Source organism: Lacticaseibacillus chiayiensis, assembly GCF_004123795.1.
Taxonomy (GTDB): domain Bacteria; phylum Bacillota; class Bacilli; order Lactobacillales; family Lactobacillaceae; genus Lacticaseibacillus; species Lacticaseibacillus chiayiensis.
On record NZ_MSSM01000011.1, the window covers coordinates 52,970 to 78,204 of the forward strand.

A 25,235-nucleotide genomic window follows, 5' to 3' on the forward strand; every position below is an offset into this window, starting at 1 on the left:
ATCAAGTCTTTTGTCGCGGAGGTTAGTGACGGATCTATAATGGTTTCCAGACAATCGCTTGGGGATGTGAACTGGCACTTTTGGGAGCGGGTTTAACCTGAATACAACAGTAAAGAACCGGCAGTGAAGCTTGCAGGATCTGCTCAATACTCTTGCAAATACGGTAGGACTTGGCCAGACTGTCATCGTTAGCTAAAGTGATTTCTGCTTCGATGATAATATTGTTGCCTGAGTATCGGCCATCCACGAACATGACATCCAGTACACCACTGACCGTAAGTATTTTTTCAATGATTTCTGAACGCAATTGTGGACTAAAACCGTTAGATAGTTTTTCAGCACTTGTGCTAAGAATCTGGCAGCCATTCCAGATGATAAAACACCCCAAGAGCAGTGCAGCAACTGGGTCGATCCAATGGATTCCGAACCATGATGCGCCGATAATTGCCAACATGGTGCCAGTCGAGGTCAGTGCATCACTCAGAAAGTCTCTTGCAGATGCTGCTAAAGAACTGCTCTGGGTTTTTTGAGCAATAAAATGATTGAACCAACATAGCGTGAGCATTGAGATACCGGATATGGCTGCCATATAAGCGGCCTGCCCTTTTAGTGGCGCTGTATAGTTACCGTCAAAAAGGGCCAATGTCCGCGTGATGCCCTCCCAAACACAAACAAGACCGACTAGAAACATTCCCAATCCAGCTAGGAAAACGGCTAGACTTTCGAACTGCCAGTGACCTTCAAGATGAAAATCATCAGAAGGTCTTTTTGAGAAAGTTAAACCCACAATCAAAGCTATTACCGATACGATACCTGTCAGATTGTTTTGACCATCAGCAATCAGTGCTGTGGAGTGATCGGCTGCACCAATGGTTAATTCCGCACCAGCAATCAGCGCATAGACAAGTAAGTTGAGGAAAAGAACGTTTCGCGAATTCTCGATTCGTTGATGGCTGATTTTTGTAATCAATTTCGAGATGCTGATGGGTTTACTATTTTTCAACATGATTCAGCACCTTCTTCAGTTGTCGTCTTCGTTCGTTTCAATTTCAACAAAGCTTTGATGGAGTCCGATTCGGAAACGAAGGATCATGGCGAGATTAAAACCAACGATTAGAGCGATCATGATCCAGACATTATTTACGATGCTTTGGTGAGTTGAAATCAAACTTCTCAAAGCATCAATCAAATAAGTCATTGGTAACCAAGCATTGATAGCTTTAGCAAAACTGTTGACTAAGTAGGTCGGATATAAGCCACCGGAGCCGGCCAGCTGCAAGACTAGAACAATAGAAACCAGCCAAGTACCAAAACCGCCAAGCAGCAAACGAAGACAGAAAATAAGCGATAGGAAGAGCAGGGAACCGAGCAGAATCGTTCCGAAGAATGCGCCTTGCGAAACCACATGCAAATGATTTCCCGAAGTCAATGACCAATTGAGCAAGATGGCTTGTAATAAACCGACAGATCCGATCACTGAAGCTTTGCTGGCCCACCAGGTTAAGGCATGGCGTGGTTTCTTGTATGGCAAGAAAGCCTCGTACATGGTGCCTAATGCAATGCCGCCAACATAAAGTCCGATTGCTATTGCAAATGGTGCCATGCCAGTGCCATTGTTTGGAATTTTGGCAATGTCACTTGTGACCTCATGGACTGGTGTGGCTAATGCCGATGCGTTTTCTTCGTTAGTATGGATGACGCTGAGTTTCTTGACTGCAGCAGTTAGGCTCCCTGAAAGTGTCTGACTTCCTTGCAGAATTTGCTGTGAGCCATTCGCCAAGGCGGACGTGCCGGTGCTTAACCTTTCAGTGCCGGATTGCAAAGCAGGAAGGTTGGTTTGTACCTCATCAAGTCCGTGGCCAATTGCTTGATTACCTGTAGCAAGTGCATTAACACCATTTGTGTAGGTGGTTAGTCCACTGTTCAAAGCTGAGGAACCTGCCAGAAGCTTTGAGCTGCCGGTATCAATCGCTTGTGAACCGCTTGTTAGAGATTGAAGCCCCGTGGTAAGGGCTGCAGATTCTGCGGCAAGTTGTTTTTGGTTAAACGTACCAGACGTTAGCTGTTTTTGCATGCTTTGAGCTAGTTGGTTCAGCTTCAGGGTTCCTTGTGCTAATGTTGGCGTTTTTTGTGCCAATTGAGTCAAGCCAGTTTGAATTTGAGCAAGACCAGTAGTCAGAGCTGCTGAGTGATCTTTCAACTGATTGAATCCGTTCGTCATGGTTGTATTACCTGAAATAAGACTATTATTGCCAGCTATGAGTTTATCGATACCGGCAGACATGGAGGCCGTTCCTGAAGCCATTTGGGACTCACCTGTCGTTAACTTTTTTGCGCCATTAGCTAAAGACTGACCACCATTGGCCGCTTTTGCCATCCCATTTGTCGCTTGATGCAGGGCCTTTAGAACAACAGTCGCATCAAGCTTCGTAACTTGTGTCGAAACCTTTGCTTTAATTGCTGTCGCTGCACCTGTTGTCATTTTAGAGGCGATGAAATTTTGACCGGAATTAAATTTAAAATAGAGATTCATTTTTTGGGGTGTAGCAGTCAAAATAGTGGTGGCTGTTTTCGAAAAATCCTTTGGAATCGTTAAAACCATGTAATATTTTCCTTGTCGCAAACGACGAGAGGCCGTCTTTGCTGAAACATGATGAAAGTCAAGCGAATTTGACTTGTCTAAGTTTTGGGTCAAATTTTTACCGATCGTAATGTGGTTGCCATGATAAGTCACGGATTGATCATGGTTAACGATTGCGACAGGCAGATCATCCATTTTTCCATAGGTGTCCCACATGGAGGACAAATAAATAAAACAGTAGATCGCTGGAATTAATGCAATTGCAATCAACACAACCAGCATCATCTTGTGTTGAAATAGATAGCGCCATTCGCTTTTGAACATTTTATGACCGCCTTTCAAATTGACATCCTGTTCATTAGCGATCATAGGGGCGTCTTAGTCCTCAGACAAGCGACAATCTGGTGAATTTGTTCAGTCAAAAATCGCGTTGTTATGGGCAAGTTCTTTCAAAAATGTGACCAGAACAATATTATTTGTATGAACATTTAAGGCGAATTTGTCAATTGTAAATATTTAATATTTATTGTTAAATGAAGTTGGAAATTGACAACCTGTCAATGGAGGCGAGCTCGCTTGGCAACAAATACAAAGATGATTGAAACAGAGGTTAAGATTCAAAAGGCGTTTATTCAACTGTTACAGCAAGAAGGTTTTGGAAAAATTAGCGTGCAACAATTGGTTAAACTTGCCGGCATCAGTCGCGGCACTTTTTATCTGCACTATTTTGACAAGTATGACTTACTGAATCATTACGAAGATGAAATTGTCAGCCATATCAACAGCATTTTCGAACGCTTTCCTAAACCGTTTACCCAAAACAACCGGTCGAAAACGACTCATGAAAATGATGCGTTTTTCCAGTTGTTTAAATATCTTTATCACGAGCGCGAGTTGGCCGCCTTGCTATTGAATGAAGGTGGCACGCAACTGGTCACTAAGGCCAAACAATTGATCGTGGCGGTTTTACGCCAAGGTACAGGGAACCCAGTTGAACAATCAAAACAGGTGCCAAGTGATTATGCGCAGGAAATTGTTAGTCAAGGAGTCTTTGATATTATTGTTTATTGGTTGAATCAATTGCCAGTTTTGCCTCCCGAAGATGCTTATCGTATTTTTCGCCAAACCCGAATGCTAACGCCGGAAGAACTCACACGACAGATTAAGTGACGACTATTGATCGATCCGTTAAAGCAGAATATTCATGCCGTCTATTTGTAAGACACGGTCATGAAGCTTCTTCAGATTAAAACCAAGCAATATAGGTTCTCGTTGCAGGTATTGAACATCATGCTAGTCAAAGACATGGTATCCTCGGCATTCAAATTCTGACCTCTAAGTCGGCAAAAGGATGAGCGGAGGAAAAATATGAAGTACTGGCGGAATTTCTTCTTAACGTTTGGTGTTGCAATGTTGCTTGCGTTTATTATCTCCGTCTGGCTGAGAGGCCCATTAGATGGTGGGTCTTTGTTGCTGGCGCGGTTGGAAGTCTGGTAGCCGATTACTGGTTTGGCAAACGGAAGAAAAAGCATAGACATTCCGCAAATTGAACCATGCTTCGTCATTAGAAGTTTGAGTGAATTGTTATATTCAGCTGTATTCACCCCTATGAACATGACGCCCATCGAGCACAATAATTGCTTGAAACCGTCCTCGGCCTTAAAATAGCCGTACTGAAATGAATAGGGGATGTGTCATAGTGGCAAAATTGAATCAAGCGATGAAAGATATGATTGCTGGCGAGTTGTCCTATATTTCAACTGTTGATGCAGATGGCAACCCGGATGTCGGACCCAAGATTTCAATGCGGGTATTGGACGATGAGCACCTCATTTACAACGAAATGACAGGTGGCCAGACCCAAGCCAACATTAACGACAACGGGAAAGCGATCGTCGCAGTCGCTAATGCCAAGGCGTTGAAAGGTTTCCGTTTTGGTGGCACCGCCAAGCTTTACACGGACGGCCCTTACTATGATCAAGCGGCAAAGTGGGCTGAAGGCAAGTTCCCAGTGCCAAAGGGAGCCGGCGTGATTACCATTGATAAGATCTGGACATTGGATCCCGGTCCTAAGGCAGGCAAGCTGTTTGAAGCGTAGGTAATTATCCCTAGTATAGGATGGGCGTCATTCAGAGCCACAAATAAGACGACTGACATTCCTCGCATTTTGTGCGCGTTGAATGTCAGTCGTCTTATTGTGTTTTGTAAAGATGTTCACTTATCAGTCACTCTTAGTCGGAATAAAAGGTTGAATCAGGTCTGCCAATGCTTGAATGTTCCGGGTCTGGATGTAAACCGTTCCTGTTCCGGAGAAACGGTTGACTAGGCCTTCGCCGGTTGTGAAGCCGATGACACCACTGGCCGGCTGAATGTGGTAGTCTAGCTGACTATCCCATGCCACCACATGGCTATTGTCAACAACGTATTCGTGGCTGCCGTCGAGTTGGATCTGAATAATATCGCCATACGCTGAAACCAGCATGGTCCCTGTGCCGGCTGTTTCCATAATGAAGAAACCGCCAGTGCCGCCGAACAACGCGCCGCCGACTTTTTGGCTGACCATGTGATAGCTGGCAGAACTGTCCATGGCGAGAAAAGCACCGGTATTCAAGCGATATTGATGACTGTCATCAAGCGTCAGTTCCTTAATGACCCCAGGATTGCCAGGTGCAATGGCCAGTTCAGCATTTGGCGCAGTGCCGGTGGCGGTTGTGATGAAAAAACTTTCGCCGCTTGTTACGGACCGGCCAATCGCACTCATGAGACCGCCGAGCCCTTTCTTGCCGTTGCTGTTCATATGGCCGCTCAGCTCGACTAATCCGTTGTGATAAATCATGGAGCCTGATTCGATCTGGATCGTTTCATCCTGTTCCATGGCAATGTCCACAACTGGGAAAGTGTTGTTGGCTGTGATGGTATATTTCATCGATAAAAACTCCCTTCTTAATTAATTTAATTGTAGCGTATTCGACCATTGAAGTGCGGCATTTTTCCTCGGAGAAGTCAGTGGGGACTTGAAACTAGTCAAATAAATTAACTTAAATTAGTTGACAAATGAACAAGTAACCGGTAATCTTTAGCTAATCCAATTCTTAGGAGGTTCTCATGATGACGATGAATCTGACTCAAAGCGCACAATCATTTTATTTCTGGTTTTTCAGACGTGATCTGTGAGACCAGTTGCCTTTGAGTGAGCGGTCACACAGATCAAGCAATTGACTGTGTGGCTGAAATCAGGAGAATCATCCCCAATTCCTTGCCCGCAGTCACATCGACTGCGGGTTTTTGCGTCTATCGGGTTCAGCACTAAGAATATTGGCAAAAAAATATTGGAGGTAGAAGAGATGGCACTAGTTGATCGTATGAATCAGGAAGTTCGGCAGCTTAAACCGAGCGATATTTTGCAGTTTAATGCGGAAATCAGCAAAATCGACGGCATCGTCAAGCTAACTTTGGGGGAACCGGATTTTCCCACGCCGGAACATGTTAAAGCAGCGGGGATTCGCTCGATTGAAAATAATGAGAGTCATTATACGCAAAGTAAGGGGCTGCAGGGATTGCGTGCTGCAGCTAGTCACTACCTGGCAACCAAATACAAAACACATTATGATCCGGAGACGCAAATTCTAATCACCGCTGGGGCAACTGGCGGGATTTATTCGAGTTTGACGGCGATGTTGAACAAAGGCGATACCGTCATTATTCCGACACCGATTTTCCCATTGTACATTCCGATCGTGATGTTGAACGGCGCGAAGCCAATTTTCATTGACACATCAGCGGACGGGTTCATTTTGAAACCAGAAAAGCTGCAGGCAGCCATTGAAGCGAATAAGGACACCGTCAAAGCCGTGGTACTGAATTATCCGACGAATCCGACCGGCGTGACCTATAGTCGAGCCGATCTTGAGGCGCTGGCGGCGGTGATGAAGCAGTATGAGATTTTCGTGCTGAGCGATGAGATTTACTCTGAATTAACTTACACCGGCACCCACGTTTCACTAGGCGAAGTTTTGCCGGATCAGGCGGTGGTTTTGAATGGGGTGTCGAAGTCCCACGCGATGACCGGTTGGCGGGTTGGTATCACAGCAGGGCCAGCGGATGTCATTGCCCAAATCGGGAAAGTCAGCGAGTTCACAATCACTAGCGTCACCACGAACGCGCAACGTGCTGCTGAAGAAGCGCTGAAAAATGGCATGGAGGATGCTCAGCCGATGAAAGCAGCTTACATGGAGCGGCGGGACTTTTTGATGAAAGCTTTGACTGACGCCGGCTTGACGGTGCCACATCCAGATGGTGCTTTTTACATTTTTGCGAAATTACCAGAGCGGATGCACGACAGCTGGAAGTTTGTCTACGCGTTGGCGCGTGAGGCAAAAGTAGCAGTTGTGCCGGGTGCCAGTTTTGGTCCCGGTGGTGAAGGCTATGTGCGTATTTCTTATGCGGCGTCCATGGATGATCTTAAATTGGCGGCGGAGCGTATCAAAAAGTACATGGCAACGCATTAATGAGTTGATCAACAAGACAAACATAATTTGGAGGCAGTTATGACAAAAATTCTGATGTATTCTGTTCGTCCCGATGAGCAGGCAGCGATTGATGCTTGGGTCGCGACAAATAATATTGAGGTCGATACGACAACCGCTGAATTTGGACCGAAGACAGTTGATTTGGCCAAAGACTATGACGGCATTGTGATTCAGCAGCATGCGGCCATACCAGAGGAAGCCGTTTACCAAAAGCTGAAGTCATTTGGAATTAAGCAGCTGGCATTGCGGATTACGGGTTTTGATATTGTGAACCTTAAAGCTGCGACGGCCAATGGGTTGGCAGTGACCAATGTGCCGGCCTACTCGCCGCGTTCCGTTTCCGAACTGGTTTTGGCTCAGGTCATGCGGCTGATCCGCCACCTAGGAGAAGCCAGTGCCCGCGAAGCCAAGGACGATTATAGCTGGGGCGGTTTGGAGGCTGCAGAAATTCATAATCTAACGGTCGGCATTATTGGCGCCGGTAAAATCGGCAGTGCCGTTGCCCGAATTTTCCGCGCTTTAGGGTCAACTGTCATTGTGACGGATCCAGTGAAACGGCCGGAATTGGCTGATACGGTTAGTTATGTGGATTTGGATACACTACTGACAACGGCTGATATCGTGACCGTGCACACGCCGCTGGATGCAAAGACAACCCATTTGATTGACGCAAATGCTTTGAAAAAAATGAGATCCAGCGCTTATCTCATCAATGCAGCTCGCGGTCCCATTGTCGACACGGGTGCGTTGATTCAGTCACTGAAAGATCATGAGATTGCCGGAGCCGCGTTGGATACCATTGAAGGGGAAGCCGGCATTTTTGGCGAAGATCGCAGCCAGTCGTTGGTTGACAATCCTGAACTTGAAACGCTGAAGACCATGCCAAACGTTGAGATCACCCCGCATATTGGATTTTATACAGACGCGGCGGTGAAAAACATGGTCGACATTTCGTTGGATGATGTCAAGCTCATTTTGGAAGGTGGCCATTCGCCACATCAAGTGAACTAAATTGGAGGAGTATACATGAAACAAGACGCGAAAACGGTGACGATGAACATTTTGAACGGTTTGTCCGTGGGAATCATCGTGGCGCTGGTGCCTGGCGCGATTTTAAACGCGATTGTCAAACTGTTGTTGCCGAGCTTTCCGCAGTTGGTGGTCGTAACGTATATGACAACGGCTGCGATGACACTGTTGCCGGCATTGTCGGCGGTGTGCGTGGGGATGATGGCAAAATTTACGCCGATTCAAACCAGTTCGTTGGCGTTAGCGGCGATTATTGGCGCCGGGAATTACCATTTGACCAAAACCGGTTTAACGGTTGCCGGAACCGGAGATGTCATTAACCTGGCGATCACGCTGGCGATTGGCTACTTGGTGATTCTGCTGTTGGGGAACGCGTTGAAGGCTTACACGATTTTGTTGATTCCATCGTTGGTTTTGATCATTGCCGGTGGGGCGGGGATGCTGACGTTGGGGCCGGTGTCTGGGATTACCAAATCTATCGGTGTATTGGTGCATGATATTACCGCTTTGCAGCCGATTGTTATGGGCATTTTAATGGGTGTCATTTTTGCGGTTTTAATCGTGACCCCAATTAGCACGGTCGGGATTGCCACAGCCATCTCGTTGAGCGGGATCGGGGCTGGTTCGGCGAACTTAGGCATTGTTGGAGCGAGTTTTGCGCTGGCAGTTTACGGTTGGAAGGCGAATCCGCTTGGAACGTCATTGGCGCACTTCCTGGGCTCGCCTAAAATGCAGATGGCCAATATTTTGTCCAAACCGAAGCTGTTCTTACCGATGGCGATCAACGCCGGCATTCTTGGCGGTGTTGGGGCGGCATTAAACATTCAGGGCACTCCGGCAAGCGCAGGATTCGGTTTTTCCGGACTGGTGGGACCATTGGCGGCTTTAGATGCGATGAAAGCCGTGACGGTAGGCAATATTCTGGAACTGACGCTGCTGTTCTTTGTCCTGCCAATCGGATTGGCTTACATCAGTTATTTATTGTTCAATAAAACGCTTCGGTATCAGATGCCGGAAGATTACGCACTGCATTATGACTGATCATTTTGGTGAAATCGATTGTACAAAATAAAACGTTCGTTTCGTTTCGATTGGTATAGGATGGGAACCGTTTGCATGGTAGAATAATGGAGACGTTTGTACCTGTTGAAAGCGAGGCGATCGGAATGGTTACTTGGTGGACCCAACAAGGAGTGGGTTTACAGATGGTGGTGGGCGTGGTTGCATTGGTGATCGTTGCCGGTCTTTTATGGATGTTGCTCTCGTTGGTGTTATTACCACTGCTGGCTGTTTTACAGCGTGTTTTGTCATCGGTGGAGAACACGACAGCCATGAGCACTCAAGATTATCTACTTGGCACGTTGACGCTGGCAGTTGCCCCTGATCATACGGGCGAAGTTATGGTGACAGGTGGCGGCCGTGCTCGGCAAACCTACCCGGCCAAGTTGTGGTCAGGCACTCAGCGGCCACTTAAGCAGGGCACCAAAGTCGTGATTATCGAACTCACAGAAGGCGTCGCGTATGTTGATGCCGTCGCCGCACATAACCAACCCTAAGGAGGGGACGATGGAAATTTTAGCTGATTATATGCCATGGATCATTGCGATCGTTGTCTTACTGTTACTCTTTATTTTCTTGGCAACGCATCGCAAAACTGCATTGCCTAATGAGGTTTTGATTATTTCCGGTGCCTTGATATCTGGCAAGCATAGCTTTCGGGATATTAACGGGAATCGGGTCAAGCTGATCACGAATGGCGGGTCGTTTATCCTTCCGATTCTGCAGCGCTGGGATGTTTTGAGCCTCAACACCCGCACAATCGAGGTCGCAACTCCGGAAGTTTACACGCAGCAAGGTGTTCCGATTATCGTCAACGGAACCGTTATTTTAAAAATCGGTTCCAGTCAGGAAGAGGTCGCAACTGCTGCCGAACAGTTTTTAGGCAAAAATGACGAGCAGATCAATGCCGAAGCGACGGAGATTCTCGAAGGGCATTTGCGGGCTATTTTGGGGACATTAACGGTTGAGGATACTTACCAAAACCGGGATGCTTTTGCCGAGAAAGTCCAGGACGTGGCGAGTTCCGATTTAGCCAAAATGGGTCTACAGATTATCTCATTCACGATCAAAGATATTGCCGACAAGAACGGCTATCTTGACTCATTGGGAAAGAAGCAGATTGCCGAAGTCAAGAAAAACGCGGCAGTTGCTGAAGCGGCCGCCAATCGTGACACGCGGATTCAGCAAGCTCAAGCCGATCAAGAGGCCAAACAACAGGAAATTGAGCGGCAGACACAGGTGGCAGATGCCGAGCGTGAGCAGCAGGTTAAAATGGCTGACTTCAAGAAGCAACAGGAAATTGCCCAGGCGCAAGCGGATCAGGCGGCGATTGTCGAGCAAATGAAGGCCAAGCAGGTTCAAAAAGAAAAAGATATTGAACTTGCCCAAAAGAATGCGGAACTGCAGGAACAGGAATTGAATGCGACTGTCCGTAAACAGGCGGATGCGGACTTGTATAAAGCCCAGCGTGCCGCCGAAGCGCAAAAAGCAACCCAAATCGCAGCGGCTGAAGCGTCCGCTAAGCAAGTCGAGTTGGCGGCCGAAGCGAATGCTAATGCTACGAAAGCCATCGGGGAAGCCGAAGCCGGCAAGACCCGAGCAATCGGGTTGGCGCAGGCGGAAGCGATTGCGAAGCAGGCTGAGGCGGCTCGCCAATTGGATGAATCCGGACGCTTCAAAATGACCATTGAGGCAATGCCGAAGATTATCGAAGCTGCCATGAGTCCTTATGCCAACGTTGATTCAATCAAACTTTATGGCGACGGCGATCTTACCAAGCAAACCAGTGGCGGTTTGGTGAAACAGCTGGATATGCTCCAGGAAGTGGCCGGAATCGATATTCGTGGCATGTTGAATGGTGCCCTTATGCACCAGGCAGGCAATCAGCCAGTGGTCGATGCCATCAAGGGTCGTCACGCGGACACTGCCGAAAAGGCGCCGCAAAAACAGTCGGAAGCGCCGCAAAAGAAATCGGCAGCAGCAGCAGCACCGGCAACGTCTGCCGCTAAGCCAGCCGATGCCGGTCAATCGGCAGCAAGTGCACCAACGAAAATGGCGGATAAGCCTTGGAAGAAATAGCAACGGTCTAAAAGTAAAAAAGGCTCCCGCTTCTCAGTCCTTGAACTGGGAGGCAGGAGCCTTTTGTGATATGTCAGTCACTACCATATATCTCAAGCAATCCCCTCAATATAAGGTGCCGGCCGGTAGAAGTTTTGATGGATGCTGCTGTAGATAACACGGACGGCTTTGTCGTAGTCTTTGTCAGTGACGCCGATCAATAAATTGATATCGGAATTGGTTTGGCTAACGAGTTGGACGTTTAAGAGATTGTCATCCAAATAAGCGAGCACTTTTCCTGCAATTGCCGGTCGTTTTCGCAGTTGACGGGAGACCATGGCGATTAAAGCGACATTTTCGGTCACCTCGAGTTTGTCTGGGTGACAGGCGGCCTGAATCGCTGTGGTTAGTTCACGAACCGAAACTTGGCGGCGCGGCTCGCGAATCAACAGGCTGAAGCTGTCGATGCCGGTTGGCAGGTAATCAACAACCAGGTGATGAGCCGCGATGACGCCCAGTGCTTGTTGGATAACTTCGAGGTGAACGGCAAGCTGGTATTGACGGATCGTGATGACAAGGTAATGTTTGCGTCCGGCAATGCCTGTAATGATGCGTGGGTCGTCACTGGGATCGTCATCATGAATGATCAGGGTTCCCGGATCCTGGGGCGCGTTAGTGTTGAGAATGCGTGTCGGAATTTTACATTCGCGCACCGGCTGGACGGCTTCTTCCTGAAACACGCTAAAACCCATGTAGGTCAGTTCACGCAACTCATCATAGCTCATCACGTCAATACTGTCGGCATCCTTAATAATACGCGGATCAGCCATTTTGATGCCAGACACATCTGTCCAATTTTCATATAAATCTGCTTGGGCTAATCGTGCTAACCATGCGCCGGAGATGTCGGATCCGCCGCGGGGCATGAGTTGCACGTGTCCGGCACGATTTCGTCCGTAAAATCCGGGGATGACTAAGCCGTGATGATTGGGAAGCTGCCGATATGCAGCCATGGTCTTGGCCTCATCAATGCCGCCATTGTCATCAAAAAAGAATAGATCTGCGGCATCCAAGAAGGTATAACCTAAATATGCTGCCATCAGATGGGCAGTTAAGAACTCGCCGCGGGATACCAGATAATCACGGGAATAATGTGTGGTAAGCTGATGGCGAATCGTGTTCATTAACTTGTTTAAAGGTACCTGCAAGTGCAATGTCTGATTAATGGCTTCCAATCTAGCCGTTACCTGGGCAAACAGCTGCGTCACATCGCGGCCAGCTTCCATGGCGTCTGCGATCAGGAAAAGGGTATCCGTGAGCTTTTGGGTGGCGGGGCCATATTTTCCGGCGGCACTCACGACCACCAGTTGGCGTTGCGAATCTTGATCAATGATAGCCTTGACTTTTTGAAATTGATCGGCGGTCGCAACGGAACTGCCGCCAAATTTTGCGACTTTCATCCGATGACCTCCTGATCAATTTGCTGTTTGACATCACGGGCGGTCAGTTCACTATCGCCAATGGCCGCCATGAAGGCATGTGCATCAATTGCCAAAACGCCGCGCATGAGTCGATGCATTTCACCGACCGGAATTTGTTTGATGAGGAGTCGATGATCGACTATTTCCGTTTGCTTGTCACTAAACATCGCGAACGTCATTGGATCGGCGCGTAACAGATAATCTGCGACGCTGAGATCAGGGTCGAATTGCAAAGTTTGCCCAAAGTCGCGTTTCAAGTGGGCAACATTTTCCAAAATGTCGAAAAGATCCTGGACAATCGCGTTAGCAGTCGGATATTTACCGGCACCTTGGCCATAAAATTGTAAATCGCCGATGGTTTGGCCATGCAAGCGAATGATGTTGAAGTTTTCAAAGGTATTGGCGGCCAAAGCGGTGGCTGGATAAAGCCGCGGCTCCACGACCATACTATAATGGTCGTCAATTCGTTTGCTTTTCCCGATTAAGCGCAGCACTTGGTCGTGTTTCGCGAAGAAGTCAATGTCGGCCTTGCTGACGTGACGGATGCCAAACTTAGGAACATCCCGCGGCGGCACCATGTCGTAAGCTAAAGCCGCTGAAATTTTGAGCTTGTTGACAATGTCATCGCCGTCAATGTCGGCACTCGGGTCGGCTTCGGCATAACCCATATCTTTGGCCGCCAGTAATACAGGGTCGAAATCGAGGTGGGCCCGTTGCATCTGGTCTAAAATGTAATTGCTGGTGCCATTAAAGATCCCTTCGATGGTATCAACCTGATCAATCCGCGCCGCCCGTTCCAGATTGCGGATCCACGGAATGCCGCCGCCAGTGGTTGCTTCAAAATAGAAGCGGACATCGTGTTGCGCGGCAGTCGCGGTGAATTCAGGCAGATACCGAGCCACAACCGCTTTATTGGCGGTCACGACATGTTTACCATGTTGCAAGGCCCGAAGAATATAATCGTGAGCAGGATGCAGGCCGCCGATTGCTTCAACCACCACGTCAATGGTAGGATCAGCAAGAATAGCATCGAAATCAGTTGTCATCTCAGGCATCGTGGCAGGGTGGGTTGGGCGAATAAAAATCGCAGTGACCCGCATTCGGCGATCACCATTTGCAACAATATCGTAAACGCCGCTACCGACAGTACCAAAACCTAAGATGGCAATATTCATCTTTCTCAGCTCCTTGTTTATAAAATATAGACACTTGTTTTTCTAATGCGAACAGATTATCATATCCATATCGGAAAAACAAGTCGAACCAGATAGGAGAATCGTTCACATGCGATACACGAGCACACGGGATCAACGAGTAACCAAAACCAGCCAGCAAGCTATTAAGCAAGGTATTTCCGAAGAAGGCGGCTTATTCGTTTTGCCGCATTTAACGGATTACCGGATTGCGCTTCAGGATTTGCTGGGAGCAGATTATGAAACGATCGCTCAGCATGTTCTCATGAGCCTGTTGCCTGATTTTAACACTGCTTCAGTTAAAAAGGCGATCCATTTGGCATATCGGCAAAATTTTTCCGATGAACGCATTACACCGATTCGGAAAGTCGGTGATTTTCACGTGCTTGAATTATTTCACGGTCCGACCAGTGCCTTCAAAGACGTGGGGCTGCAATTATTACCACAGTTGATGCGGTTGGCCCTTGATCCGGAAGATCGCATTATGATTCTGGCAGCGACCAGTGGGGATACCGGCACCGCAGCCTTGCAAGGGTTCAAAAATGTGCCGCAAACCGGCATTACGGTCTTTTATCCCGATCATGGGGTTAGCCCGATTCAGGAGCAGCAGATGCTGACAACGACAGGCAACAATACGCGGGTGTTCCCGATTGCGGGCAATTTTGATCAGGCGCAAAGTGCGGTTAAGGCGTTGTTTACCGATACGAGTTTTGCTGCGCGGCTGCAGGCAGAACAGGTCACGTTATCGGCAGCTAACTCCATTAATATTGGCCGGTTGATTCCGCAGGTGGTTTATTATTTTGCCGCTTATCTGCAACTGGTTAACAGCCGCGCAATCCAATTAGGCAATCCAGTTAACTTCACCGTTCCAACCGGAAACTTTGGCGACGTGCTGGCTGGCTTTTATGCTAAGTTACTGGGCTTGCCGATTCATAAATTGATAGCTGCGGCCAATGCCAATCGCGAGATCGCGGACTTTCTTGATACTGGCATCTATGATCGCAATCGGCCATTCTTAAAAACCGTTGCCCCAAGTATGGATATTCAGATTTCAAGTAATCTGGAACGGCTGTTGTATTATAAGAGCGGCGAAGATAGTGCCTATGTGGCCATGCTGATGAAAGATTTGGCGACAACAGGCCGCTACCAAGTCCGACCGGATGTTTTGACCGCGATTCAGGCCGATTTTGCCGGTGGCTTTGCGACCGATGAACAGGTGACAGCGGCGATTGCCAAAGTCTGGCGGCAAGATGGGTACTTAATGGATCCGCACACAGCGGTTGGTTATAGCGTCATGCAACAGTATCGCGCCACTGGAGATACCACGCCGAATATCTTGTTGGCAACGGCGAGTCCCTATAAGTTTCCGCATGCGGTGGCTAAGGCACTTAACTTGCCGGTTTCAGGTGGCGATTTTTCGTTGATGACGCAACTACGACAGGTGAGTGGTGTTCCGATTCCAGCAAATCTGGCGCGTCTGGCGGTGCTGACGCCTCAGCCTAAACACGTGGTTACCCCAGCAGCAATGGGCGCCGCCATTCTCGACGCGGCAAAGGAGGTTTTTGACGATGATTTGCGTATCCGTTCCGGCAACAACCGCTAATTTAGGCGTTGGTTACGATGTGTTGGGCATGGCCCTTGATCTCAAAGCTCGGTTCACTTTTGAGCCGAGCACCCAAAAGCTTGAGATCATCGGTGACGGGAATGCTTTCGCTAACCCGGAAAATTTAATTTATCGCGCCTTTGTCACGTTTGCGAATGCGATTCATCAGCCGGTTCCCAACTTACGCATTAGCGTTGATTCAGATGTTCCCAATGCGCGTGGATTGGGCAGTTCGGCGACGTGTGTGGTGGGTGGACTCACTGCAGCAAACGCCTGGTTTCAGGCCGGTTGGGATGAAGCCGACCTTTTGAAGTTGGCCACTCAGCTAGAAGGGCACCCGGATAATGCGGCGCCGGCCATTTACGGACAGGTATGTGCGACCGTTTTGGTGGGTGATGACCCGATTGTCCGGCAGTACCCGGTCAGCCAACAGTTGCATTTTGTTGCGTTGATTCCGCCATACACGGTCAGCACCGAAGAAGCACGCAATATTTTACCGGCAACCCTGGGTTATGCAGATGCGGCTTATCAAATGGGACGCTGCATTTTGATGACACGCGCATTGGCGGATGGTGATATATCGCTGTTACGCCAGGTGGCTCAGGATCGGATGCACGAGCCGTATCGCGCGACGTTGATTCCGGATTATCAAGCAGCACGCAAAGAGTCGGCGGCTCATGATGGCGTCTTATTGATTTCCGGATCGGGCTCGACCATGCTGGCCATTGTTAGCGATGCTGCCGGAGCCGAACAGCTACAAAAGGCAGCCGCGCAACGTTGGCCGGAATGGCAAGTGCGGATCGTGACGCCAAGTGAACAAGGCGTACAGGTGGTAAAAACGGGGAACTTTTCAGGAAAGGTCGAGCATTGAAGCTCGGCTTTTTTGCTCGCCATGATTGAGCTTTCTGCGCCAAATAGTGTAATATGGCGAGGAAAGGGGGAGCTTGGCGATGAAATATTTTGACTATGAAAGCCTCAATGCACTGTTCACCCCCCCTGCCATCATGGCTAAAATGAACCAGATTTACGAATTACGCGGACAACAACAGGATCATTTACAGAAGAATCGGGTTGCCCTAGACAGACTGGTGAACATTGCCAAAGTTGAAAGTATTGATGCATCCAACCGAATTGAAGGGATTTATACAATTGACACGCGTTTACGGGAACTGGTCAACAAACGGACGGCGCCGCACAATCGCAGTGAGGCAGAGATTTCCGGATATCGTGATGTTTTAGAGTTGATCCATGATCACTACCAAGACATTCCAATTACTAGCCATTCAATTCTTGGCTTACACAAGCAGCTATTTTAGCTGCGTCTATCATGATTATGTCGGTGTAGCCGAACTGGTTTTAGCCACACCACAAGTATCTTCATGAATGCAAATTGCCAATATGGTATAATTCGAGAGCGACGAGCGAAAAGTTGAACCTGTTTAACTAACGCTTCGGAAATAATGATGGCAGCGGTAACGACCACGTGACTTAGCGCCGCTGCATGTTCACTGAAAATTTCAAGGCACAGGCTTACCGAACCTGAACCTATCGAACGAGGAGACTATCATTCAGATGAAAGATGCACCTAGCTTTACCCCCATTCTGCTTGGCAGTGATATGAATGTGTACGGGATGGCGCGTTCATTCCACGAGATGATCGGTGGGGCGATCGACGTTTATGCGCGTGAACAACTTGCGCCGACCCGCTTTTCCCGCATCGTGAATGTTCATTTAATTAAGCAGTTTGATTCCGATCCTACTTTTATCGAAAAAATGCGTGAAGTCGCTCACCTGCATACAGCTTCGGCGGGCCGACTGCTGTTAATTGCGTGTGGCGATACATATGCTCAGCTGGTATCTAAACATAAAGATGAACTGAGTCAGTGGTTCATCTGTCCTTATGTTGACTATGATTTGCTGAAGCGCCTGAATAGCAAGGAAAGCTTCTATCAGGTCTGCGAGGAATATCATTTACCGTATCCCGCAACCAAAATCGTGACCAAGTCCATGTATGAAAGTAATGCCACGATCACCGCGCCGTTTGAATTTCCGGTGGCCCTAAAACCGACTGATTCGGTGGAATGGTTGAACATTCACTTTGAAGGCCGCAAGAAGGCGTTTACGATCCATTCGCAGGTTGAGTTGACCAATACGATTGCCAAAATTTATGACAATGGCTACACGTCTGACCTGATCTTGCAGGATTTTGTTCCCGGCGATGACAGCAACATGCGAACCATGAATTGTTATGTGGATCAATATCATCACGTCAAAATGATGTGTCTGGGTCATCCGTTGCTGGAAGATCCGACCCCAGCTTCAATCGGCAATTATGTGGCAATTATGCCGGCTTTTGATCAGAAATTGTACGATCAAATGAAAAACTTTCTGGAAGCCATCAAATTTACTGGTTTTGCTAATTTCGATATGAAATATGATCAACGGGACAATACCTTTAAATTGTTTGAAATCAATATCCGCCAAGGCCGGAGCAGTTTCTTTGTCACGTTGAATGGGTACAACCTTGCCAGCTGGCCGGTGCGCGATTATATTGTTGGCGATCTCAAGGATGCGCCGACAATTTACGGTAACAACGATCGCAGCAAGTACAAGTTGTGGTTAGGGGTACCGGCACGAGTCTTCAAACAATATTCTGCTGACAATGAAGCTAAGCGCGAAGCCCTGCAGCTTATCAAAGAAAAGCGTTACGGAACCACAGTCTTTTATAAGCCGGATATGACGTTTAAACGGTGGTTATTGCTTAAGTACATGTTTCACAATTATATCGGCCGCTTTAAGCAGTATTTTTCGGAAAACAAAGGTAATGTGTGATAAAATAGCTTTGTTAGGGACACCTAAACTTGCAAGGGGGCATTTCTGTTGGTTACTGAAAATGATTTAACAATTGAATCCGTGCATTATAATCGGTTGCTGTTGGCGGTCGATGACGATGATGACGACTCCTCGCGCAAGGCATTGAATTACGCCTGCACGGTTGCCAAGATTTACGATATTCCGCTGGGGATCGTTTCGGTGCTTGAAACCGGCGATTTGAATATCTTCCAATCATTGACACCTGACGATGTTGATGCGGCACGAGAAAAAATGGCCAAGAACCTGAATACTTATGTTGAAAAAGCGCGTGCCTTCGGTGTTCAAAAGGCACAGCCAATCGTGGCAGAAGGTCGTCCGGCTGCTGCCATCCTTGATGAAGTGATTCCTGCTTTCAAGCCGGATCTGGTTATTATGGGCTCGCACGTGCGCCGCGGCCGGTTACGTCTTGGCCACGTTGCAAGTGAAGTCGCGCGTGATGCCGCGGTATCCGTCATCATCGTTCGTTAATTGACGTCAACGCATTACAGTAAGCAGCCGTTGTGACTCGTGGTTTGAGTTGGACGGATGCTTTTTTCTATCAAGCATAAATCACGCCTATGAGTACATAGAGAAACGGGGTCATCCATGCAGTATCAAAATGTCAGCGTTGGTAAACTGATTCGCCGCGTCAGCCGCTTTACCGTTGAAGTTGAATTAGATGGCGACATCACACCAGTTCATATGAACAATACTGGACGCAATAAGGAAATTCTGATTCCCGGCTCTCCTGCCAGCATCCGCCATGTAGCCAATCCCAACCGCAAAACTCACTATGATCTTTTAGCCGTCCAGCGCCAAAATCGCTGGATCAATATTGATAGTCTGGCGCCCAATCGTGTGGCTAAAGAGTGCCTGGAAGCGGGCACGTTGAAGTTGCCGGGTTTGGTGTTGCCTTATGCCGTTCACCCAGAGACAACCTGGCGCGATTCCCGGCTGGATTTTGCCGGCACCGGGGCAGATGGTCAGCCGTGGTTTGTCGAAACCAAAGGCGTGACACTGGCTAATGCGTCACTGGCGGCTTTTCCTGATGCGCCGACAACCCGGGCCGTCAAGCATGTTCACACACTGATGATGGCACAGGCGGAAGGCTACCAGGCATTTCTGGTTTTCATTGTGCAGCTGCCAGATATCCAGAAGATGACTATTTATCGCGACCGTTTTCCTGAGCTGGTCACCGCCATCACCGCAGCCAAGCAAGCCGGTGTCCGCGTGCTGGCTTACGATACCAAAACTGGCCCGAATGCCATCACGTTGGGACACAAAATTATGTTTGATGAACATCTGCCATTTACAGAAATCGACTTGGCGAGTTTGTGAAAAATGAAAAACCATTCATAAAATTTTCATTTCGACTTGACAATTTTATTTAACGGCTGTCAACGGAGCGCCAATCGTCCCTAGTCCTCAATCTCATGCAGATGAGGGCTTTTTTTGCTGTCGACAAAAACACATGCAAGAGAAAGCCTTGTTTTAGCCGAAAAATGAAAATGAGATTCCGTGATTTGAATCACACACAAATGATCTTTACAATGGTTAGCATTGTTTCAATTCGATGACAACTGTTACTTAATCAAGACATCAGGTGCCATAGGGCGTCATAAGTCACTTTAAGCAAACAGTATTGGGTGTGCCTTGTTAAAAAACAATGGTAACCCTGAAAGGAGTGAACCGATGCAACACAAAATTGAAAGTGATGCAGAGACCAAAATCGAAGTCCGCGGGTTGACCAAAATTTTTGGTAAACGCATTAACCGCGCTAAGGAAATGCTGAAAAACGGCAAAACTAAACCGGAGATTTTAAAGGCTACCGGTGCAACAGTCGGCGTTGATCGGGCAGACTTTACGATTAAAACCGGCGAGATTTTCGTGATTATGGGTCTTTCCGGATCCGGGAAGTCAACGACCCTGCGCATGTTAAACCGCTTGATTGAGCCAACAGCCGGGCAGGTGCTGATTGACGGCGATGACATTGCCAAAATGGACAAGCAGAGTATTCGCGACATTCGACGAAAGAAACTCAGTATGGTCTTCCAAGGATTTGCCTTATTACCGAATCGAACGGTCTTGCAAAACGCTGCCTTTGGTTTGGAAATTCAAGGTATGGAAAAAAACTTACGCGAAAGCAAGGCGGATAAGGCGCTTGATCTGGTCGGCCTGAACGGTTTTGCCGATCAATATCCGGATCAGCTTTCCGGTGGGATGCAACAGCGTGTTGGTTTGGCACGCGCCTTAGCCAATGACGCCGAGATTCTATTGATGGACGAAGCCTTTTCCGCGCTTGATCCGTTGAATCGTCGAGATATGCAGGACGAATTGCTGGATCTGCAGGAAGACATGCATAAGACTATTGTATTTATTTCGCACGACTTGAACGAGGCGTTGCGGATTGGCGATCACATTATGATCATGAAGGACGGCGAAATTGTCCAGATTGGTACTCCGGAAGAAATTCTGAGCCAGCCTGCCGATGATTACGTTGAGAAGTTCATCGAAGGCGTGGATCGCAGTCAGGTTTACACGGCTGCGAATGTCATGATTCGCGCTAACACGGTGAATATTGACAAGGACGGTCCGCGGTTGGCTGCACGGCGCATGCGAGATAACGAAATTTCCAGTTTGTATGTGGTCAACACCCAACGAAAACTGGTCGGAATTTTGGATGCAGATGATGTGCGCGCGGCGATTGATGCCGGCAAGAAGGACTTGAAGGATATCGTTAAAACCGATGTGCCGACGACCAAAATGGATACGCCGCTGGCCGATTTGCTGGATGCTGTTTCTACGACTTCGGTTCCGTATGCCGTAATTGACGATCGAGACCGGTTGCACGGCATTATCATTCGCGGTGCCGTCTTAGGGGCGCTGGCAGGACAGGAGGTCAATGTTAATGTTTAATCTTTTCATGAATATCCCGACTTTACCGTTGGCCCACTGGATTGATTCATTCGTGGCCTGGTTAACCCAGTTTTCAGGGTTCTTCGGAGTGCTGACGAACTTCATTGGCAGCATTGTGAATGCTTTTCAGGCAGTGTTTGATTTGATTCCGATTTGGCTGTTCATCGTGCTGATTATGGCACTGACTTGGTATCTGAAAAGGGATCAGAAGTATCGCGGTTTATTGATTTTTGAACTGCTGGGCTTGCTGCTGATCTGGAATCTTGGTTTCTGGCGCGACATGACCCAAACCTTAACCTTAGTGTTAACGGCCAGTCTGCTAGCGATTGTCATTGGCATTCCGCTTGGTATCTGGGCCGCAGAAAGTAAAACAGTATCAGCGATTGTCAAGCCGCTGATGGACTTCATGCAGACCATGCCGGCCTTTGTTTATTTGATTCCAGCAGTTGCTTTCTTCGGCATCGGGATGGTGCCCGGGGTTGTTGCTTCGGTGATCTTTGCTATGCCGCCAACGGTTCGGATGACTCAGCTTGGTATCGATCAGGTGCCAGCTGATCTGAACGAAGCAGCCATCGCTTTTGGCGCCACCAGTTGGCAGCAGCTCATCAAGGTGCAGCTACCTTTTGCCCGCGGGACGATTATGGCCGGCATCAACCAAAGTATGATGTTGGCGTTATCGATGGTAGTCATCGCGTCTATGATCGGGGCGATGGGCCTGGGAACCAAGGTCTATTTTGCTGTTGGTCGTAACGATGCTGGCGGTGGCTTTGTTGCTGGGTTGGCGATTGTTATTTTGGCGATCATTTTGGACCGGATCACCCAAAGCCTCAATCGCACTCGCTAGGAGGTGACCATTTGACTTTTTATAAAAAGATCATCACAACTCTGATGATGCTGGTAACGGTCGGGCTGTTGGCGGCATGCAGCAGCACTCAGCCCAAGTACAATGCCAACAAGCCATTAGGCCCGCAGATTAATTATACGATTACAGGGATTGATGCCGGTGCCGGAATTATGACCAGTACGGATAAGGCGCTGAAAGTATATGGACTGGCAGATAAGAATTGGCAGCTGCAGCCGAGTTCAACCGCGGCCATGACCAGCACGCTGAAAAAAGCGATTGCCGATAAACGGCCGATTGTGGTCACCGGTTGGACGCCGCATTGGATGTTCACGAAGTTTCCGTTGAAGTTTCTGAAGGATCCTAAAAATGTTTATGGTAAAACCGAGCAGATCCATACAATTGTGCGTAAGGGACTCAAACAGGATGACCCGCAAGCCTATCAGGTGCTGGATCATTTCCACTGGACGCCAAAAGAAATTTCCAGCGTGATGCTCGCCGTCAACAATGGTCAGGATCCCGCCAACGCTGCCAAAGATTTCGTTAAGAAGCATGCTAAGCAGGTCGCTGAATGGACGAAAGGTGTAAGCCATGTCAGCGGGCATCCTAAGCTGACGCTAACGTACATTGCCTGGGATTCAGAAATTGCGTCCACCAATGTTGTGGCAACAGTCTTGCGTCAAGTTGGCTACAAGGTCACGATTAGGGCGATGGAACCGCAGCCAGTTTGGGCATCGGTTGCCACAAAAGCCGCAGATGCCCAGGTTTCCGCATGGTTACCCAAGACGGCAGCCAAGTTATATGCCGATTATAAGAACCAAGTCGTGGATCTCGGTGTGAATATGGATGGGGCGCGTGTCGGTTTGGCTGTGCCTAAATATATGAAGAACATTAACAGTATTGAAGATTTGAAGAAATAGAAAATTATTAACGTCAAGGAAGTCATTCGCACAACATTGCGGATGGCTTCTTTAGTTCTTTGTTGGGCGGGTTAATGAGCAGATGGCTTGCCTTATTGACTTTAAATGACTACGATAACCGCGAAGATATAGCTAATCGTATGAAAAGTTTAATGAGGAGGGTTTTTGATGGCTGAGACGATTAAGGCTGGTATTGCTGCGTTGCGAACTCTGGAAAGTTGGGGTGTGACGCATCTTTACGGCATTCCCGGCGGTACGTTTAATAACATGATGTATGCGCTGGATGAAGAGCAGGCGCGGATCAAGTATATTCATGTCAGGCATGAAGAGGTCGGTGCGCTGGCAGCCGTTGCCGATGGTAAGCTCACCGGTCATATTGGTGTGGCATTTGGATCAGCCGGCCCCGGAGCGACTCACCTTTTCCAAGGGATTTACGATGCCAAAATGGATAAAGTGCCGACCCTATTCTTGGTAGGACAGGTTGAACAACGGTTTATGAACGCTGACTTTTTCCAGGAATTGGACGAGGATCCGATGTTTCAAGATGGAGCCGTTTATGCGCGCACCGTCACGACCGCGCGCAGTCTGCCGCATGTGATTGACGAAGCCATTCGCCGCGCCTATGCTGCTCGTGGTGCTGCCGTGGTGATCATTCCAAATGACTTGCCGGCAGAGATGATCCCGGAAGACGGCTATTATAGCGCAGCCGAAACGCATGCAACGCCGGTTTTGGCTGCCGGTAGCGATGAACAGGTTGATGCAGCTCTGCGGCTAATCGGCGCGGCTGCTCGGCCTGTGTTGTACGTTGGCCAAGGGGTCCGTGGTGCGGCTGATACTGTCATAACGCTAGCCAAAAAGTTACAGATACCGGTCATTACCACCGCACTAGGCAAACCGATTATTCCTTACGAGTTTGAAGCGTTGCTGGGTTCGGCTGCTCGGGTTGCATCGAAGCCAGCCAATGAAGCGTTACGGGTTGCGGATCTTATCATGTTCGTCGGCTCCAACTACCCATTTGCCGAAGTCATGTTCTCGCCTAAAGCGAAGTTTATTCAGATCGAATCAGATCCGAAAACCCTTGGCAAGCGTCATCACACCGATGTGGCCATTTTGGCAGATGCACCGGCAACGCTGGAGAAAATGATTGCCCGCAGCGATGATGCCCCAAGCAGCGGCTGGTATCAGGCAAACGTTGACAACGTGAAAAACTGGCATCAATATAACGATGACATGATGCAGCGGACGACCGGTGATATGCGGTTTGAGCCAGTCTTCGGTCAAATCAATCGATTAGCGACTGATGATGCGATTTTTGCCATTGATGTCGGTGATGTCACCCAAAATGCCGTGCGACTGCTGAAAGTTACCGGCCGCCAAGCTTGGACCACCAGTGGTTTGTTTGCCACCATGGGCGCTGGTTTGCCAGCAGCTTTGGCGGGACAGCTGAGTTTTCCTAAACGGCAAGTCTTCAATTTGACTGGTGATGGTGCGGCCGCGATGGTCATGCAGGATCTCGATACCGAAGTGCGGTACCATTTGCCCATTATCAATGTTGTGTTTTCCAATAATGCGTTAGGTTATATCGAAGACGAACAGGAAGATGACGGCCATGAGTGGTTCGGTATTGACATGCCGCCGATTGATTTTGCGACGGTTGCTAAAGGCATGGGGATGACGGGCATGACGGTGACACAGGTATCGGAACTTACTGATGCGTTTGACGAAGCCGAGGCGAATCGCATTGCTGGCAAGCCAACGCTGATTGATGCCAAAATTACCAACGAACGGCCAATTCCGGTTGAACACCTGCAATTGGATCCTAATCGCTTCGATGCCCCGACCATTGCAGCATTCAGGAAACGTTACTACGCGGATAAGCTGGTGCCGTTCAGTGAGTTTCTGCAGGCGCATCACGTTCCGATTGGATAACTGTATAGCTGACAGCAGAGACAAATCTTGATCATGCAAACTAGAAACGGGTGCACTTTTCATATCATGCGCTCGTTTTTAGTTTGCTCGAAACAAGTTGATACTGTTAGTGCCAAAGCGGAGCAGTCGCAGGCTTTAAACGTCAACGCCAAAGCACAATCAATGGTTGTCAAGCCCGAAAATGGTATCATGTGACTTAACCGGACAATTCGTCTATGGTATGAATCGTCTCGTGACTTAAAT

Annotated in this window: 23 protein-coding genes; 18 read left to right on the forward strand and 5 right to left on the reverse strand. The window is 48.4% G+C overall.

The features are described 5' to 3' along the window. Positions 1-34: 34 nt before the first annotated feature. Complete coding sequence (locus BVJ53_RS05390; RefSeq protein ID WP_129301503.1) at positions 35-1,006, reverse strand: cation diffusion facilitator family transporter; 972 nt, start codon at positions 1,004-1,006, stop codon at positions 35-37. A gap of 15 nt (positions 1,007-1,021) precedes the next feature. Beyond that, positions 1,022-2,950 (reverse strand): YhgE/Pip family protein, encoded by a 1,929-nt coding sequence (locus tag BVJ53_RS05395; RefSeq protein WP_129301504.1) that lies wholly within the window; start codon positions 2,948-2,950, stop codon positions 1,022-1,024. 207 nt (positions 2,951-3,157) lie between these two features. Between BVJ53_RS05395 and BVJ53_RS05400 the strand changes: the two genes are divergently transcribed. The 3 genes from BVJ53_RS05400 to BVJ53_RS05410 all read left to right on the forward strand — a co-directional run bounded on the left by BVJ53_RS05400 (position 3,158) and on the right by BVJ53_RS05410 (position 4,679). Beyond that, on the forward strand, positions 3,158-3,751 hold the full coding sequence (locus tag BVJ53_RS05400) for a TetR/AcrR family transcriptional regulator (protein ID WP_129301505.1): 594 nt from the start codon (positions 3,158-3,160) through the stop codon (positions 3,749-3,751). A 198-nt stretch (positions 3,752-3,949) separates the two neighbouring features. After that, a complete protein-coding gene (locus tag BVJ53_RS15460) occupies positions 3,950-4,078 on the forward strand; it encodes a hypothetical protein (RefSeq protein WP_263932499.1) in 129 nt (42 codons plus the stop codon). Positions 4,079-4,277: 199 nt separating this feature from the next. Beyond that, complete coding sequence (locus tag BVJ53_RS05410) at positions 4,278-4,679, forward strand: pyridoxamine 5'-phosphate oxidase family protein (protein ID WP_080978087.1); 402 nt, start codon at positions 4,278-4,280, stop codon at positions 4,677-4,679. A 123-nt stretch (positions 4,680-4,802) separates the two neighbouring features. Here the strand turns inward: BVJ53_RS05410 and BVJ53_RS05415 are convergent, their stop codons facing one another. Beyond that, positions 4,803-5,507 (reverse strand): TIGR00266 family protein, encoded by a 705-nt coding sequence (locus BVJ53_RS05415; protein WP_129301506.1) that lies wholly within the window; start codon positions 5,505-5,507, stop codon positions 4,803-4,805. 418 nt (positions 5,508-5,925) lie between these two features. On the opposite strand from BVJ53_RS05415, the gene BVJ53_RS05425 reads away from it, so the two are divergent. The 5 genes from BVJ53_RS05425 (at position 5,926) to BVJ53_RS05445 (ending at position 11,277) form a co-directional block, all read left to right on the forward strand. Next, on the forward strand, positions 5,926-7,089 hold the full coding sequence (locus BVJ53_RS05425) for an aminotransferase class I/II-fold pyridoxal phosphate-dependent enzyme (RefSeq protein WP_129301507.1): 1,164 nt from the start codon (positions 5,926-5,928) through the stop codon (positions 7,087-7,089). Between the two features lie 39 nt (positions 7,090-7,128). After that, positions 7,129-8,121, forward strand: a complete 993-nt coding sequence (locus BVJ53_RS05430; protein WP_129301508.1) for a D-2-hydroxyacid dehydrogenase — start codon at positions 7,129-7,131, stop codon at positions 8,119-8,121. Positions 8,122-8,136: 15 nt separating this feature from the next. Continuing rightward, positions 8,137-9,180: a PTS transporter subunit IIC gene (locus BVJ53_RS05435; RefSeq protein WP_129301509.1), complete on the forward strand. Its 1,044-nt coding sequence runs from the start codon at positions 8,137-8,139 to the stop codon at positions 9,178-9,180. 125 nt (positions 9,181-9,305) lie between these two features. Further along, positions 9,306-9,695: a hypothetical protein gene (locus BVJ53_RS05440; RefSeq protein ID WP_129301510.1), complete on the forward strand. Its 390-nt coding sequence runs from the start codon at positions 9,306-9,308 to the stop codon at positions 9,693-9,695. A 10-nt stretch (positions 9,696-9,705) separates the two neighbouring features. Then, the gene (locus tag BVJ53_RS05445; RefSeq protein WP_129301511.1) at positions 9,706-11,277 is read left to right on the forward strand and encodes a flotillin family protein; all 1,572 of its coding nucleotides are present in this window, start codon (positions 9,706-9,708) and stop codon (positions 11,275-11,277) included. Between the two features lie 92 nt (positions 11,278-11,369). On the opposite strand, the gene BVJ53_RS05450 is transcribed toward BVJ53_RS05445, so the two are convergent. Both BVJ53_RS05450 and BVJ53_RS05455 read right to left on the reverse strand, forming a co-directional pair. Beyond that, positions 11,370-12,716, reverse strand: a complete 1,347-nt coding sequence (locus tag BVJ53_RS05450) for an aspartate kinase (RefSeq protein WP_129301512.1) — start codon at positions 12,714-12,716, stop codon at positions 11,370-11,372. Beyond that, positions 12,713-13,912, reverse strand: coding sequence for a homoserine dehydrogenase (locus BVJ53_RS05455; protein WP_129301513.1), 1,200 nt, complete (start codon positions 13,910-13,912; stop codon positions 12,713-12,715). Before BVJ53_RS05455 ends, BVJ53_RS05450 begins: the two co-directional genes overlap by 4 nt. Positions 13,913-14,021: 109 nt before the next feature. Here BVJ53_RS05455 and thrC point away from each other — a divergent pair, with 109 nt between their 5' ends. The 10 genes from thrC (at position 14,022) to spxB (ending at position 24,992) form a co-directional block, all read left to right on the forward strand. Then, positions 14,022-15,533, forward strand: a complete 1,512-nt coding sequence (gene thrC / locus BVJ53_RS05460) for a threonine synthase (protein WP_129301514.1) — start codon at positions 14,022-14,024, stop codon at positions 15,531-15,533. Next, entirely contained in the window at positions 15,499-16,404 is a 906-nt protein-coding gene (gene thrB, locus BVJ53_RS05465; protein WP_129301515.1) for a homoserine kinase, read from the forward strand. Before thrC ends, thrB begins: the two co-directional genes overlap by 35 nt. 79 nt (positions 16,405-16,483) lie before the next feature. After that, positions 16,484-16,849: a Fic family protein gene (locus tag BVJ53_RS05470; RefSeq protein WP_191983429.1), complete on the forward strand. Its 366-nt coding sequence runs from the start codon at positions 16,484-16,486 to the stop codon at positions 16,847-16,849. A gap of 256 nt (positions 16,850-17,105) precedes the next feature. Further along, the gene (locus BVJ53_RS05475) at positions 17,106-18,365 is read left to right on the forward strand and encodes a carboxylate--amine ligase (protein ID WP_129301516.1); all 1,260 of its coding nucleotides are present in this window, start codon (positions 17,106-17,108) and stop codon (positions 18,363-18,365) included. Positions 18,366-18,413: 48 nt separating this feature from the next. Next, complete coding sequence (locus tag BVJ53_RS05480; RefSeq protein ID WP_129301517.1) at positions 18,414-18,875, forward strand: universal stress protein; 462 nt, start codon at positions 18,414-18,416, stop codon at positions 18,873-18,875. 117 nt (positions 18,876-18,992) lie between these two features. Beyond that, positions 18,993-19,724 (forward strand): DNA/RNA nuclease SfsA, encoded by a 732-nt coding sequence (gene sfsA, locus BVJ53_RS05485; RefSeq protein WP_129301518.1) that lies wholly within the window; start codon positions 18,993-18,995, stop codon positions 19,722-19,724. A gap of 354 nt (positions 19,725-20,078) precedes the next feature. Further along, complete coding sequence (locus BVJ53_RS05490; RefSeq protein ID WP_129301519.1) at positions 20,079-21,302, forward strand: quaternary amine ABC transporter ATP-binding protein; 1,224 nt, start codon at positions 20,079-20,081, stop codon at positions 21,300-21,302. After that, complete coding sequence (locus BVJ53_RS05495; protein ID WP_129301520.1) at positions 21,295-22,146, forward strand: ABC transporter permease; 852 nt, start codon at positions 21,295-21,297, stop codon at positions 22,144-22,146. Before BVJ53_RS05490 ends, BVJ53_RS05495 begins: the two co-directional genes overlap by 8 nt. Before the next feature lie 11 nt (positions 22,147-22,157). Beyond that, the gene (locus BVJ53_RS05500) at positions 22,158-23,063 is read left to right on the forward strand and encodes a glycine betaine ABC transporter substrate-binding protein (RefSeq protein ID WP_129301521.1); all 906 of its coding nucleotides are present in this window, start codon (positions 22,158-22,160) and stop codon (positions 23,061-23,063) included. Between the two features lie 168 nt (positions 23,064-23,231). Further along, the gene (gene spxB, locus BVJ53_RS05505) at positions 23,232-24,992 is read left to right on the forward strand and encodes a pyruvate oxidase (RefSeq protein WP_129301522.1); all 1,761 of its coding nucleotides are present in this window, start codon (positions 23,232-23,234) and stop codon (positions 24,990-24,992) included. Positions 24,993-25,235 lie beyond the last annotated feature (243 nt).